The following is a 13,433-nucleotide window of genomic DNA, read 5'->3' on the forward strand; positions in this document are numbered from 1 at the left end:
CCTGGCTGCCCGTTTTGCTTAGGGTTGATTTGGGTCCGGTATTGCCGTGCCCCAGCTGCGCCAGTCTTTCGGCGCTTCATCTTGCAACAGAAAATGCTTATCGGCCGTTGCCTGGGGAGCCAGCGGCACGGTTGGTGGCGTGGCAAACTGAATACCACCGCGAATAAACTGCTGGAAGGTACCGGTTTTCACTACACCACCGATTAAGCCAAAGTCGAGGTTGTAACCCGACGCCAGCCAGAACACGGAGTTGTTGCGCACCAGATGCTGATATTTTTTGCTGATGCGCAGGGCAATCTGTACGCGATCGGCCATATTGCCCAGCGACGTCCCGGTCACGGTGCCAACCTCAACGCCACGGAACAGCACTGGCGTACCCAGCGATAACGATCCGGCTTCGGCGGCATCCACGTAGATATTTAGCCCGTTCAGATAACGGGAATCAGTAATCGTGCTTTCCTGCAATTCAAACGTCCGTGCCGCGCGGCCTTTGCCCGGATCGACGTTGACATAAGGCTGCAACAGCGTTTCCAGATGGTTCACGCCGGTCGCGGAAATTTCTGGGGAAACTACGGAGAAGCGGCTGCCGCTGCGGGCAAAGTCCTGAACGTACTCAGGGTAAAGCACCGCTTTCGCCAGCACCTGATTGTTATCCTTACTCAGCGATAAAGATTCAACTTGCCCCACATTGATGCCAAGATAACGAATCGGCATTCCTGCAGACAGCTTGCTGGCGTCATAGGTATGCAGGGTAATTTGACTCCCCACCGCTTTTGCCGCCGTTTCCGAAGGATAAAGCACACGTCTGGCACCTTTCGTGGATACCGCGCCACTGAGATTATCGAAGCTAATCGCGCCTTTTAATGCGCGATTAAGCGGTGAAGCCTGTACCGTCAAACCACTGCCGTTGAGCTGGACACGTGCGCCACCCTCCGCCCAGAACACACTTTCACTTGTCAGTAACTTACGGTATTCCGGCTGAATATGTACCGCGATTTCAAACGCATTGGCGTGTGGCGTCACTTTGGTTATTTCACCTACCTGATATTTGCGATACAGCACGACTGAACCAGCCTGCACATCTGGCAGACTGTTCGCTGTCAGCGTCAGGGTTGTTGAAGGGCTGTCGCCAATAATGCCTTCAGCGGCTTTATCGGCATCCGCAAATAATGGGTAGCTCGGCTTCACGTTTCCTTGTTTGCCCGGCTCTAACCGAATGCCGCCATCCACCCATTCACGCGCGCTGGCGCCTATTACCTGCATACCATCCAGCCCCAATTTCACATCAAGGCGACTATTCACAATAAATTTACTGTCGCCATGGATCAGTTGCCGATGTTCAGGCGCCACGGCGACGACAAAATTCACGCCATGTTCATCCAGGCTACGCGACATTACCTGACCAATCTGCATGCCGTACAGCATCAGCGGCTGGCCGGCATCAATGCCGTAACTTTCTGGCGCGCTCAGTTTAACTGTCAGCACATGCGGTTTTTGCAATAGCGATTCGTTGGACGGCAGCACGGTGAAATGCTGCTGTGGCTGACCTTCGCCGGGAATCAGCTCGAAAGTATTACCGGTTAACAGGCTGCTGAGGCTGGTATCGGTCAGGCTGATTTTAGGGCTTCGCATTTCAATGCGCGTTCCGGTGCGCATCAGACCAACCACGGAAGGGTCGATGGTCAGCTCGCCCGTGACTTTTCCACCATCTTTCAGGTTCAGCCTGGTCAGCGTGCCGACTTCAAGCCCCTGATACATCAGTGGCGTGCTGCCCGCTTTCAGATTTTTGCCATCAGGCAAATCTAATGAAACGGAAACCCCACGCTGACTTTGGGCTAAATCAGGATAGAGCCGATAGTTTTGGTCGGCTTTAGCGGTTTCGGCACCCTCTGGGGAGTCGAAAGCGATCGCGCCGTTCACTAACGCGCCCAGGCTTTCAAGTTGTACTTTGGCCCCGCTCAGGCTGACATCCGCTTTTACGCCAGAAACATTCCAGAAGCGGCTGTTTGTTTTGACCAGATTAGTAAAGCGGCGATCGATCAGGACATCAATGGCGACGCCATCAGTGTTGCTGTTAAGGCTGTAATCATAAACGCGTCCCACCGGGATTTTGCGATAATACACCTGCGAACCGGTATTCAACGAACCTAGATCAGGCGCATGCAAATGGATCAGCAGCTCGCCGGTATTCACCCGATATTTTGGCTGTGTATCCAGCGCGGTGAAGTTCTCGCGCGGCTTGCCATCGCCTGGCATCATGCCGATATAGTTGCCGCCTACTAATGCATCTAAACCCGAAACGCCCGCCAGAGACGCTTTTGGCGTTACCAGCCAAAACTGGGTGTTTTCACGCAGCGCGTCGCGCATATCACTTTTAATACTGGCTTTGATCTGGATGCTGCGATAGTCATCGCTCAGATTAATGTTCTGCACGGTGCCGACTTCAACGCCCTGATAACGGATCGGGGTACGCCCCGGTACGATGCCATCCGCCGTCTGGAAGTTAATCGTGATGGTGGTGCCGCGCTCTTGATAGTTTGTCCATAGCAGCCAGCTCGCAATCAGCATCGCGATAATGGGCAGCAGCCAAAAGGGCGAAACCTTACGCTTATTACGCAGCGTGGCGTTAGTCGGTGTAGTCGGCGTTTCCTGTTGCATGTGCATCCCAGAGCAGGCGGCTGTCTAGACATTCAACAGCCATAATGGTGAGGATTACGGCTGCGCCAAAATATAAAGCGGCCGGTCCCATGGTAAAAGCCAGTAGTTGATCGCGATTGACCAACGACATGGTTAATGAAATGACGAATAAATCCAGCATCGACCAGCGTCCCACCCAGGACACCACACGCAGCAGCCGGATGCGGGTTTTTAAACCCTGTTCACAGCGGAAATGAATGCTGAGCAGCAGCGTTAGCATCACTAATATCTTGGTGAAGGGCACCAGAATACTGGCAATAAACACGACAGCGGCGACCGGAATATTGCCAGAGGCTAATGACAGAATGCCGGAAAAAATGGTGTCTTCGCGCCGTGCGCCATTGACGTAAACAATGGAAATGGGCAGTAAATTAGCCGGAATAAGCAGTACGATTGAGGCAATGAGCGCAGACCAGGATTTTTGCAAACTGTGACGACGCCGGAGGTCGAGCGGCGTATGGCAGCGTGGGCAGCGCCCTCGTGCGTCTGGCATGCCGGTATTGTGGCAATTGAGGCAGACCTGAAGTTTATCACGAGCGGCATTATCAGGCTGCTGTGGATAAAAGTGATCCCACAGTTGCTCAATATTGAGATGAATCAGCGTCAATAAACTTAATAGCGTCAACGCAATATATGCCACCAGACCATAGCCGGTCTCAAGCGTGGCGTAATCCTGAACTTTAATTGACGCAACAGCGATGCCGATCAGATAAATATCCAGCATCACCCACTCCTTAAGCTTTTCCAGCATCAGCAAAGCGGGGCGCAGGTTCATGCCTAAACGATGTCCGATACCCAGATAGCAAATGCCGGCAACCAGCGTGACCGGGGCGCCAATGGTGCAAAAGGCGACCATTGATGCGGTCAGCGCGTTACCTTGCTTCGTCATTTGGATCACGCCTTCGAGAAGGTTGGCGTCAATACGCATACCGAGCAGGCGAATATCCACCAAAGGCAGGCTAAACGCGAAGGGCATTAACACCATCATGGTGGCGGCCATCGCCATTAAGCGCGTCATTGACCAGTCCCGTCCGCTTATAATCTGCGCGTTACAACGGGGACAATAGGCGGACTGATGCGATTTCACATCCGGTAAGGAAAAAAGGGTATCGCATTGCGGACAACGCTGATAACGTGCGTGAGGCAATGCCTGGCTGATAGCGTGAATTTTCATAGAGTGAGACAATTTTTGTTCATCGTTCGTGACACCTATCGGTCGTTTAGACGTTGCCTGTGTGCCGGTTACAGGCATCACGCTTCGATCCACAGATTGCTAAGGGTATAGCAACTAACGCTATGATTCACCTTGTCGCTCTGGATATTTAGTGCTTATTTTTAACGAGCGAACGTTAACTTGCTCAGTTGTCATTGGTAACGGTTGAATAATGAACAAAAGTGCCTTTTACGCCGATTTGAATCGCGATATGCGCGCCTTACTGGCAGGAGAAACGGCGTTCCTCGCCGCGATGGGTAATTTTAGCGCGCTGCTGTATGAACGTCTTGAAGGGGTCAACTGGGCAGGTTTCTATCTGCTGACGGAAGCTGATACCTTAGTGCTGGGGCCGTTTCAGGGCAAAATTGCCTGCGTACGTATTCCCCTAGGCAAAGGGGTTTGTGGTACGGCATTGGCTGAAGATAAAGTGCAACGCATTGATAATGTGCACGCCTTCCCTGGCCATATCGCCTGTGACGCCGCCAGCAACGCAGAGATTGTGATTCCTCTGAAAGTGAATGGCACTGTGGTTGGTGTCCTTGATATTGACAGTATTGAATACGATCGCTTTGATAGCGATGACGAAGCGGGGTTAGTCACCCTTACTGATGGGCTTTGCGAAGTGCTTGCGGGCAGCGATTTAGAAAAATATCTGCAGCTGACGCGCAGCTAATCGGCTGGATCACATGGCATTTAGCGATGTTGTCATTATAATGTCGCCTGTTCATGCCTGCTCTGGTCGGCAAACCCGTTGTAATCAGGAAATTTCATGGAAAATCAACCTAAGTTGAATAGCAGTAAAGAAGTCATTAGCTTTCTGGCGGAGCGCTTTCCGCACTGCTTTAGCGCTGAAGGTGAAGCGCGCCCGCTCAAAATCGGCATCTTTCAGGATCTGGTCGAGCGTGTTCAAGGCGAAATGGGCCTGAGCAAAACTCAGTTGCGTTCAGCGCTGCGTCTTTATACCTCCAGCTGGCGTTATTTGTACGGCATCAAAGCCGGCGCGACGCGTGTTGACCTTGACGGCAATGCCAGTGGCGTGCTGGATGAACAGCACGTAGAGCATGCGCGTAAGCAACTGGAAGAAGCGAAAGCGCGCGTTCAGGCGCAGCGTGAGCAGCAGCGAGCCGCCCGACGTGAAGCCGGTGAAGGTGAAGAGGGCGCAGCACCACGTCGTCCACGGAAACCCGCGCCTCGCAAGCCAGCAGAAGGTGAAGCTGCGCGTAAACCGCGCTCGCAAACTGAGCGTGCTACCGCCTCACAGAGCCGCAAACCAGCGCCCCGCCCGGCACAGACTAAACCCATCACTGATACCTCAACTTTGCAACCCGGCCAGAGTATTAAAGTTAAAGCAGGCAAAAGTGCAATGGACGCTACCGTGCTTGAAGTATCAAAAGACGGCGTTCGGGTGCAGCTCGCTTCCGGCATGGCAATGATTGTGCGCGCAGAACATTTACAGTTCTGAAACGGAGGCTGACCCCGGCATGAACACCCTTTTTAAAGTTGGACTTATTGCGGGCCTGCTGTTGTCAGGCCCTTCCTTTGGCGCAGAGAACATTACCCGCGCCGATCAAATCCCACAGCTACATGAAGATGCACAAGACCCGACTGTCAGCGAACGCGTTACCTCACGTTTTACCCGCTCGCACTATCGGCAGTTCGATCTGAATCAGGATTTTTCAGCCAGGATTTTTGATCGTTATCTGAATATGCTTGATTACAGCCATAACGTGCTGTTGGCGTCGGATGTTGCCCAGTTTGCCAGCAAGAAAACCCTGCTGGGTGATGAACTGCGTAGCGGCAAGCTAGACGTGTTTTATCACCTCTATAATCTGGCGCAAAAACGCCGTTTTGAGCGCTATCAATATGCGCTGAGCGTGCTGAATCGCCCGATGGATTTTTCCGGTAATGACACCATTGACATTGACCGCGCTAAAGCGCCCTGGCCAAAAGACCAGGCTGAGCTGAACGCGCTGTGGGATGCCAAGGTTAAATACGATGAGCTGAGCCTTAAGCTGGCAGGTAAAGACGAAAAAGCGATCCGCGAAGTCCTGACTAAACGCTATAACTTTGCCATCCGCCGTCTGGCTCAAAGCAACAGCGAAGATGTATTCCAGCTGGCAATGAACGCTTTTGCCCACGAAATTGATCCGCATACTAACTATTTATCGCCGCGTAACACCGAGCAATTCAATACCGAAATGAGCCTGTCGCTTGAAGGTATCGGTGCGGTGCTGCAAATGGATGAGGATTATACCGTGATCAACTCCATGGTCGCAGGGGGTCCGGCAGCGAAGAGCAAATCTATTAACGTGGGCGATCGCATCGCCGGCGTTGGTCAACCGGGCAAGCCGATAGAAGATGTGATTGGCTGGCGTCTGGATGATGTGGTAGCAAAAATTAAAGGCCCGAAAGGCAGTAAGGTTCGCCTGGAAGTGTTGCCAGCGGGTAAAGGCACGAAAACGCGCACCGTGACGCTGACGCGTGAAAAGATCCGCCTTGAGGATCGTGCCGTGAAGATGTCGGTGCATAACGTCGGTAAAGCCAAAGTCGGCGTGCTGGATATTCCTGGCTTCTACGTAGGGTTGACGGACGACGTTAAAGTACAGCTGCAAAAATTGCAGAAGCAGAACGTCGATAGCATCGTTATCGATCTGCGGACCAATGGCGGCGGTGCGTTGACCGAAGCGGTGTCATTATCAGGTTTGTTCATCCCAGGCGGCCCGGTGGTGCAGGTACGGGATAACAATGGTCGCGTGCGAGAAGACAGCGATAACGACGGCATTGTTTACTACAAAGGTCCGCTGGTGGTGTTAGTCGATCGTTTTAGCGCCTCCGCCTCGGAGATCTTTGCTGCGGCAATGCAGGATTATGGTCGTGCATTGATCGTTGGTGAACCGACCTTCGGTAAAGGCACGGTGCAACAGTATCGTTCGCTGAACCGCATTTACGATCAGATGCTGCGGCCGGAATGGCCTGCGCTGGGCTCGGTCCAGTACACCATTCAGAAGTTCTATCGTATTAACGGTGGCAGCACGCAGCGTAAAGGCGTGACGCCCGATCTGCTGATGCCAACGGGCGTCGAGGCAGCGGAAACCGGTGAGAAGTTTGAAGATAACGCCTTGCCGTGGGACAGCATTAACGCAGCAACTTACGTGAAAACCGGCGATGTAAAACCGCTGGTTCCGCAGCTGACGAAAGATCATGCGGCGCGTATCGCTCAGGATCGTGAATTCCAGTACATCATGAAAGATATTGCGCGTTTCAATGCGATGAAAGACAAGCGCAACCAGGTGTCGCTCAATCTTGCTCAACGCGAGAAAGAGAATCACGAAGAGGATGCATTACGTCTGGCACGCATTAATGCGCGTTATCAGGCTGAAGGCAAAAAACCTCTGAAGAACCTGGATGATTTGCCGAAAGATTATAAAGAGCCTGATCCTTATCTGGATGAAACCGTGAAGATCGCTCATGATCTTGCGCAGCTGGATAAATCCCAGCCAGAAACGCAAGCGGCCAGCGCTAAATAAGCGGCTACCGTCAGTAAAAAGCACCGTTCAGCGGTGCTTTTTTTTGCCTGCAATCCGGCGGTCTTTGCCATTTATTAATGTTGCTAAGCAGAGTGAAATAGTGCCGACAGGTTAAAGCGTGACTGAATGTAAAGTTATGTCTTTTTAGGCACTTAAACGTTAAGGTTGCTTGAAAAGCCGCGCAATGCTCATAGGATATATATCCGCGCATAAGCGCGTGAACTACTGAGGAAGATTAACCGTTATGATGCGTATTGCTCTTTTCCTGATGACCAACCTGGCTGTGATGTTGGTATTCGGGCTGATTCTCAGCCTGACAGGGATCCAGTCAAGCAGTGTTCAGGGCCTGATGATTATGGCGGGCCTGTTTGGCTTCGGCGGTGCGTTTGTTTCACTGCTGATGTCGAAGTGGATGGCGTTGCGCTCAGTCGGCGGTGAGGTCATTGAGCAACCGCGCAATGAAACGGAGCGTTGGTTAATGAATACCATTGGACGTCAGGCGCAGCAGGTCGGTATTAAGATGCCGCAGGTTGCCATTTATCACGCACCAGACATCAACGCATTTGCTACTGGTGCACGTCGTGATGCGTCGCTGGTTGCGGTATCCACCGGTTTATTGCAAAACATGAGCCGCGATGAAGCCGAAGCCGTGTTAGCCCATGAAGTCGCGCATATCGCCAATGGCGACATGATCACCATGACCCTGATCCAGGGCATTGTGAACACCTTTGTCATCTTTGTTTCGCGTATTTTGGCACAAATTGCAGCCGGTTTTATGTCAGGTAACCGTGACGATGAAGAGAGCGGAAATGGCAATCCGCTGGTCTATTTTGCCGTTTCGATGGTACTGGAACTGGTATTTGGTGTGCTCGCCAGCATCATTACTATGTGGTTCTCACGTCATCGTGAATTTCACGCCGACGCCGGCTCGGCCAGACTGGTTGGCCGTGAGAAGATGATTGCCGCGCTACAGCGCCTGAAAACCAGCTATGAACCGCAGGAACCCAGCAGCATGATGGCGTTCTGCATCAACGGTAAAGGCAAGTCATTTAGTGAGCTGTTTATGTCTCACCCGCCGCTTGATAAGCGTATTGAAGCGCTGCGTAGCGGTCAGTATCTGAAGTAAGCAGTGACAGGCAGTAAAAAAGCGACGGAAACGTCGCTTTTTTATGCCAGTTGATTAGCTGTTAACGCGGTTTTGCGTCATGCGTGTCAGACTAATCACTGCCGCTACACTGGAAAATGCCCCTGCGAGCAACAGCGATGCATGAGTACCATTGTTATTAAACAGGTTAAAGAGCAGTGCGACTAACGCCGCCCCCATGCTTTGGCCAAATAAACGCGCCGTACCGAGCATCCCGCTGGCGGCACCGCTGCGATTAGGCGGGGCGGAAGTAATGATGGTGTGATTATTGGGTGACTGAAACAGACCGAAACCCGCGCCGCACAGCATCATACGCCAGATGATGTCCCCGTTCTGTGGCTGCGAGGGTAGCATTGCCAGAAGAAACAAGCCAGCCGCGAACATTGCTAAGCCAATTCCACCTAATAAACCGGCATGCAAACGCCCAATCAGACGTCCTGCAACCGGGGCAAAAACCATGGTTGCCAGCGGCCATGGCGTGAGCAGCAAACCGGTTGCCACTTCATCACGTCCCAAAACATCCTGCAGGAAAAACGGCAGCGAAACCATTGCCAGCATCTGCGCGCAAAATGAACATACTGACGTTCCCAGCGACAAGCTAAAAATGGGAATACGTAGCAAATCTACAGGCAGCAGTGGTACGGGCATACTGAGCTGGCGACGAATAAAGAACCAGCCGAGAATCAGCACTGCGATAACTTCGCTCAATATAAATAAATGGCTCAGCCCCTGTGAAAAACCGCTTAGGGCTGAAATCAGTAGACCGAAGAACAGGGCATTCATAATAGCGCTGGGAATATCGAATTTTTGCGATTTAGCCTTTTGCTGATTATCCGGCAGATAACGCAGCGCGAACCACAACGCAATCGCACCTAGTGGCACGTTGATTAAAAACAGCCATTTCCAGCTTGCTACCGACAGGATTACGGCGGCAACAGTAGGTCCTGCCGCCGTTGAAACCGCCACAATCAGTGAATTGATCGCCATACCGCGGCCAAGGTGACGTTGGGGATAGATAATACGTATCAGTGCGGTATTCACGCTCATCAACGCAGCGCCACCAAAACCTTGTAGCACGCGCGCGAAGGTGAGCATATCCAGGGTGGAAGACAGGGCGCAAAACAGAGAGGTCACGATAAACAGAGCGAGACCAGCCTGATAAACGCGACGATAGCCCAGCATATCGCCAAGAAAAGACAGCGACAGCAGCGAAACGATAATGGCGATCTGGTAGGCATTGACGATACATACCGACTCAGCCGCGCTGGCATTCAATTCGCGGGAAATGGTGGGTAACGCGACATTAGCAATCGCGCCATCCAGCACCGCCATTGTAATACCCAAAGCAATAGTAAGAATGGCACCGTAACGTTGTGGAACCGGTAATCCATCTTGAACAGGGGGAGGAGACATAGGGCTGAGTCGTGCCAATAAGTGAAGTAGGTGAATATCACCATGCTAATGAATTTGCTGTGAAAAAGAACCGCGTTTTGTGACGAAATGTATCTTCAAATATGTCTTATGACTTAATCGATTGCCGCCGCATTGAGCATCACACTATACTGGCCGCTCGTTCCGTTTTTTTTGAAACAGGTTTAGACAGGTGCGTGATGTCCTCAGGTGATAACGACAAACAGCCAGATTCGGTTTCTTCAGTATTGAAAGTATTCGGCATTTTGCAGGCGCTCGGTGAAGAACGCGATCACGGCATTACAGAGCTCGCGCAGCGTGTGATGATGTCAAAAAGTACCGTTTATCGCTTCCTGCAAACGATGAAAACACTCGGCTACGTGACGCAGAAAGGGGAAAGCGAAAAGTATTCGCTGACGCTTAAACTGTTTGAGCTGGGAGCTAAAGCGCTGCAGAATGTTGACCTGATCCGCAGCGCAGACGTGCAGATGCGCGAATTGTCGCGGCTGACCAAAGAGACAATTCACCTTGGCGCGCTGGAAGAGGACAGCATTGTCTACATCCACAAAATCGATTCTTTATACAATCTGCGCATGTATTCGCGTATCGGTCGCCGTAATCCATTACACACCACTGCGATCGGTAAAGTGCTGTTGGCGTGGCGCGATCGCAGCGAAGTAAAGGAAATTTTGCGTGAAGTTGAGTTTAAGCGCAGCACTGTGAATACCCTCGTCAGTGCCGAGGCCTTACTTGAAGTGCTGGATCAGGTAAAAGAGCAGGGTTTTGGTGAGGACAACGAAGAGCAGGAGGAAGGGTTGCGCTGTATCGCGGTGCCGGTGTTTGATCGTTTTGGCGTGGTTATTGCCGGGCTAAGCATCTCTTTCCCAACCATTCGCTTTTCTGACGATGCGAAACAGGATTATGTGGCAATGCTGCACCGTGCGGCACGCACGCTGTCATCTGAAATGGGGTATCATCAATATCCATGCTGAAAAAAGCGGGCTAATCAGCCCGCTTTGTTTTGCTAATTATCTACCACTTCACCACTTTTCTTCAGTACCGGGCAATCGGTAACGCCTACCACGCCGCTGTCAGTGTGCAGATATTGGGCTGTAATTACGCCACGCGCCGTAAGGTAACTACACTGCAATCCCAATCCCGCAGCGTTCTTATTGCTGCCTGTTAACACACCGTAACCGGTGAAAAGCATTGCCAGCCAGATAATGCCAATCACGACGATCGCCCGCATAAAGAATTTCATTTTGTCTCCTTGTGATACATAACGCAGCTATCCACTTATTGCTGCTACTCGTAATAATAACAGCATGCCTCGCTTTTCTCGCTGGAGCGATCAGAGATAACTGAAACGGGAAAATCTGCATTGCAGCCAGACCCATTATCATTTTCTCTTGCTCAGCGTAGAATGTGCGGTTGAACCGTTGTTTGATAGGCGTTTTTATAAGACGAGGCCGTTATGAATGAAGTAGCCGCAAATTCTGGTCCGCTGGTAAGTTACGGCGTGCTGGTTATCATCCTGCTGGTGGCGTTTATCGCCTGGTTTTTTGTTAACCGCTCCAGCGTTCGCGCCAGCGAGCAGATTCAGTTGCTGGAATCTTTGCTGGAAGAGCAGAAAAAACAAAATACCTTATTACGCCGTCTGGTTGATGCCCAGCCGGGTTATGAAGGAAAGAAAAGCGGAGAAGGAACGGATAAGCGCGATTTTATCCGGTTGATTCCAGAACGTTAATCATACATGGAGGCTGGATGGCCTGGAAAAATCCCTGGTTTGATGGAAGTAAACGACACCATACGCCTGAAGGCTTCCGCAATCTTGAACCTGATTCGCGCCAGGAGGGTGATTTACAACGCTGGCGCAAAGAGCGAAAAGCACAGGGCCTGCCATACCCACCGCAGGCTGGCTATCCTGCTTTTATCAAACACTGGTGGCATCCCGCAGACCTGAGCGGAGAGGATGATCGCGTCTGGTGGCTGGGTCATGCCGCGCTGCTTTTACGTCTGAACAAGCACTATGTGTTGATTGATCCTGCTCTGTCGAAGCGCGCATCGCCGTTGCCTTTTATTGGGCCGCAGCGTAAAACGCCGGTGCCGCTGGACATCCGTCATTTACCACGCCTGGATTACGTCTTAATCTCGCATAATCATTATGATCATCTCGATAAACCCACGGTAAAACGAATCATGCGGCATTTCCCACAGGCTACCTTTATTGTGCCGCTGGGTTTGGGCCGCTGGTGTCAGAAAAATGGCGTGCGGCATGTGCATCAACTTGACTGGTGGCAGCATACCGAGTTTGCTGATATTCGCATTGATGCCGTTCCTGCTCGTCACTGGAGTATGAGAACGCTTTACGACCGGAACCGTTCTTTGTGGTGTGGATGGGTGATCAGAACACCGACATTGCGTTTCTGGTTTTCAGGGGACAGCGGATATTCAGAAAAGCTGGTTGAAATTGTTGATCGACTCGGGCCTTTTAACCTCGCCGCATTGCCTGTCGGCGCTTATGCACCAAAATGGTTCATGGGTGGTCAACACATGGACCCTGAACAATCTGTTTCATTATGGCGTGCGATAGGTAAGCCCATGACGATCCCGATTCACTGGGGCGTATTTGAGCTGGCTGATGAATCCATTGATGAACCGCCTGCTGAACTTATGCGTGCATTGCAAAATGCGGGCGAGGTGAATGCACGTTTCTCAGCATGGCGAATAGGTGAAAGCCGAAGTCTGGAGAATATAAACCAGGAAAATTCCTAAAATTATACTGATTAGTTACGTATAATGGCGTTTTTCCAGAAGGGATTTTTCCTATCCAAAGGAAAAAATATAATAAACAAAATGTGCGCCATTGCTTTTATTTGGAGCAGGTAAAAAACGTTTCCTGATTGTGGTGCAATAATTTATGCAGGATGTATGGATTAAATTGTGCTGTACAGGTTTAACGTTTCGCTTATCTTTGTTTAGTGTTAGCGCGACATTAATTAACTTTTATGATGCCATATTTATGCAATATATTTTTTATAAGGTGATCTATTGGGTCGGGCAGAATGAGTGCCAGGTTGATCGATTGTCAGTGCTAAGCAGGACAGGCAAATAGCGTATCCTTATAATTTTCGTAATAAACGCTGACTGTGTTTTGTACCAAAAAGGACAAACTCTGCGAGCTGTTTGGCAATTATGCGTGAAGCTTCAATTCCCTCTGAAAAATGGCTTGCCATTAATTAACGGATATGTGATAACAATTCGTGGGTTAAACGAGGTACAGTTCTGTTTATGTATGGCATCTTCAGTAAAGAAGTTACGAGTAAAGACGTTGACGTTGAATACCGCTTCCTTGCCGAACCTTAAATAAGTGCCTCATTCAGTAATGTCTCTGGTTTCTCTGTAGGTCGGCCTCCGGGCAAAATAAACACTCTAAGGAATT

12 protein-coding genes are annotated in these 13,433 nt (G+C 50.9%); 8 read left to right on the forward strand and 4 right to left on the reverse strand.

Annotated features, from left to right (window positions below):
* Window positions 1-18: 18 nt before the first annotated feature.
* On the reverse strand, window positions 19-2,658 hold the full coding sequence (locus QRY16_RS00390) for a PqiB family protein (RefSeq protein ID WP_289775251.1): 2,640 nt from the start codon (window positions 2,656-2,658) through the stop codon (window positions 19-21).
* The gene (yebS, locus tag QRY16_RS00395) at window positions 2,627-3,871 is read right to left on the reverse strand and encodes a membrane integrity lipid transport subunit YebS (RefSeq protein ID WP_289775420.1); all 1,245 of its coding nucleotides are present in this window, start codon (window positions 3,869-3,871) and stop codon (window positions 2,627-2,629) included. The genes QRY16_RS00390 and yebS overlap by 32 nt, the downstream gene beginning before the upstream one ends.
* A gap of 211 nt (window positions 3,872-4,082) precedes the next feature.
* Between yebS and QRY16_RS00400 the strand changes: the two genes are divergently transcribed.
* The 4 genes from QRY16_RS00400 (at window position 4,083) to htpX (ending at window position 8,563) form a co-directional block, all read left to right on the forward strand.
* Window positions 4,083-4,583 carry a GAF domain-containing protein gene (locus tag QRY16_RS00400; RefSeq protein ID WP_289775252.1) on the forward strand — a complete coding sequence of 167 codons (501 nt, stop codon included), beginning with the start codon at window positions 4,083-4,085 and terminating at the stop codon, window positions 4,581-4,583.
* A gap of 96 nt (window positions 4,584-4,679) precedes the next feature.
* Entirely contained in the window at window positions 4,680-5,372 is a 693-nt protein-coding gene (proQ, locus tag QRY16_RS00405; RefSeq protein ID WP_289775253.1) for an RNA chaperone ProQ, read from the forward strand.
* 19 nt (window positions 5,373-5,391) lie between these two features.
* Window positions 5,392-7,437 (forward strand): carboxy terminal-processing peptidase, encoded by a 2,046-nt coding sequence (gene prc / locus QRY16_RS00410; protein ID WP_289775254.1) that lies wholly within the window; start codon window positions 5,392-5,394, stop codon window positions 7,435-7,437.
* Window positions 7,438-7,681: 244 nt separating this feature from the next.
* Window positions 7,682-8,563, forward strand: coding sequence for a protease HtpX (gene htpX / locus QRY16_RS00415; protein WP_193406648.1), 882 nt, complete (start codon window positions 7,682-7,684; stop codon window positions 8,561-8,563).
* 54 nt (window positions 8,564-8,617) lie between these two features.
* Here the strand turns inward: htpX and QRY16_RS00420 are convergent, their stop codons facing one another.
* Window positions 8,618-9,994, reverse strand: coding sequence for an MFS transporter (locus QRY16_RS00420; protein ID WP_289775255.1), 1,377 nt, complete (start codon window positions 9,992-9,994; stop codon window positions 8,618-8,620).
* A gap of 197 nt (window positions 9,995-10,191) precedes the next feature.
* Here QRY16_RS00420 and kdgR point away from each other — a divergent pair, with 197 nt between their 5' ends.
* The gene (gene kdgR, locus QRY16_RS00425) at window positions 10,192-10,983 is read left to right on the forward strand and encodes a DNA-binding transcriptional regulator KdgR (protein ID WP_193406646.1); all 792 of its coding nucleotides are present in this window, start codon (window positions 10,192-10,194) and stop codon (window positions 10,981-10,983) included.
* A 32-nt stretch (window positions 10,984-11,015) separates the two neighbouring features.
* Here kdgR and QRY16_RS00430 read toward each other — a convergent pair whose 3' ends face one another.
* Window positions 11,016-11,252 carry a YobH family protein gene (locus QRY16_RS00430; RefSeq protein ID WP_289775256.1) on the reverse strand — a complete coding sequence of 79 codons (237 nt, stop codon included), beginning with the start codon at window positions 11,250-11,252 and terminating at the stop codon, window positions 11,016-11,018.
* A gap of 213 nt (window positions 11,253-11,465) precedes the next feature.
* On the opposite strand from QRY16_RS00430, the gene QRY16_RS00435 reads away from it, so the two are divergent.
* From QRY16_RS00435 to QRY16_RS00445, 3 genes are all read left to right on the forward strand, one after another.
* Window positions 11,466-11,738, forward strand: a complete 273-nt coding sequence (locus tag QRY16_RS00435) for a YebO family protein (RefSeq protein ID WP_193406644.1) — start codon at window positions 11,466-11,468, stop codon at window positions 11,736-11,738.
* A 17-nt stretch (window positions 11,739-11,755) separates the two neighbouring features.
* Window positions 11,756-12,766 (forward strand): MBL fold metallo-hydrolase, encoded by a 1,011-nt coding sequence (locus tag QRY16_RS00440; protein ID WP_289775257.1) that lies wholly within the window; start codon window positions 11,756-11,758, stop codon window positions 12,764-12,766.
* Between the two features lie 516 nt (window positions 12,767-13,282).
* Complete coding sequence (locus QRY16_RS00445; RefSeq protein WP_110866451.1) at window positions 13,283-13,357, forward strand: DUF2627 domain-containing protein; 75 nt, start codon at window positions 13,283-13,285, stop codon at window positions 13,355-13,357.
* The last annotated feature ends 76 nt before the right edge of the window (window positions 13,358-13,433 follow it).

The organism is Mixta mediterraneensis, assembly GCF_030283135.1.
In the GTDB taxonomy this organism is placed as follows: domain Bacteria; phylum Pseudomonadota; class Gammaproteobacteria; order Enterobacterales; family Enterobacteriaceae; genus Pantoea; species Pantoea mediterraneensis.

Bases quoted from the DNA above. Each gene is read 5' to 3' on its own strand.
- QRY16_RS00390 (WP_289775251.1), bottom strand. From the start codon at position 2,658: ATGCAACAGGAAACGCCGACTACACCGACTAACGCCACGCTGCGTAAT.
- yebS (WP_289775420.1), bottom strand. From the start codon at position 3,871: ATGAAAATTCACGCTATCAGCCAGGCATTGCCTCACGCACGTTATCAG.
- QRY16_RS00400 (WP_289775252.1), top strand. From the start codon at position 4,083: ATGAACAAAAGTGCCTTTTACGCCGATTTGAATCGCGATATGCGCGCC.
- proQ (WP_289775253.1), top strand. From the start codon at position 4,680: ATGGAAAATCAACCTAAGTTGAATAGCAGTAAAGAAGTCATTAGCTTT.
- prc (WP_289775254.1), top strand. From the start codon at position 5,392: ATGAACACCCTTTTTAAAGTTGGACTTATTGCGGGCCTGCTGTTGTCA.
- htpX (WP_193406648.1), top strand. From the start codon at position 7,682: ATGATGCGTATTGCTCTTTTCCTGATGACCAACCTGGCTGTGATGTTG.
- QRY16_RS00420 (WP_289775255.1), bottom strand. From the start codon at position 9,994: ATGTCTCCTCCCCCTGTTCAAGATGGATTACCGGTTCCACAACGTTAC.
- kdgR (WP_193406646.1), top strand. From the start codon at position 10,192: ATGTCCTCAGGTGATAACGACAAACAGCCAGATTCGGTTTCTTCAGTA.
- QRY16_RS00430 (WP_289775256.1), bottom strand. From the start codon at position 11,252: ATGAAATTCTTTATGCGGGCGATCGTCGTGATTGGCATTATCTGGCTG.
- QRY16_RS00435 (WP_193406644.1), top strand. From the start codon at position 11,466: ATGAATGAAGTAGCCGCAAATTCTGGTCCGCTGGTAAGTTACGGCGTG.
- QRY16_RS00440 (WP_289775257.1), top strand. From the start codon at position 11,756: ATGGCCTGGAAAAATCCCTGGTTTGATGGAAGTAAACGACACCATACG.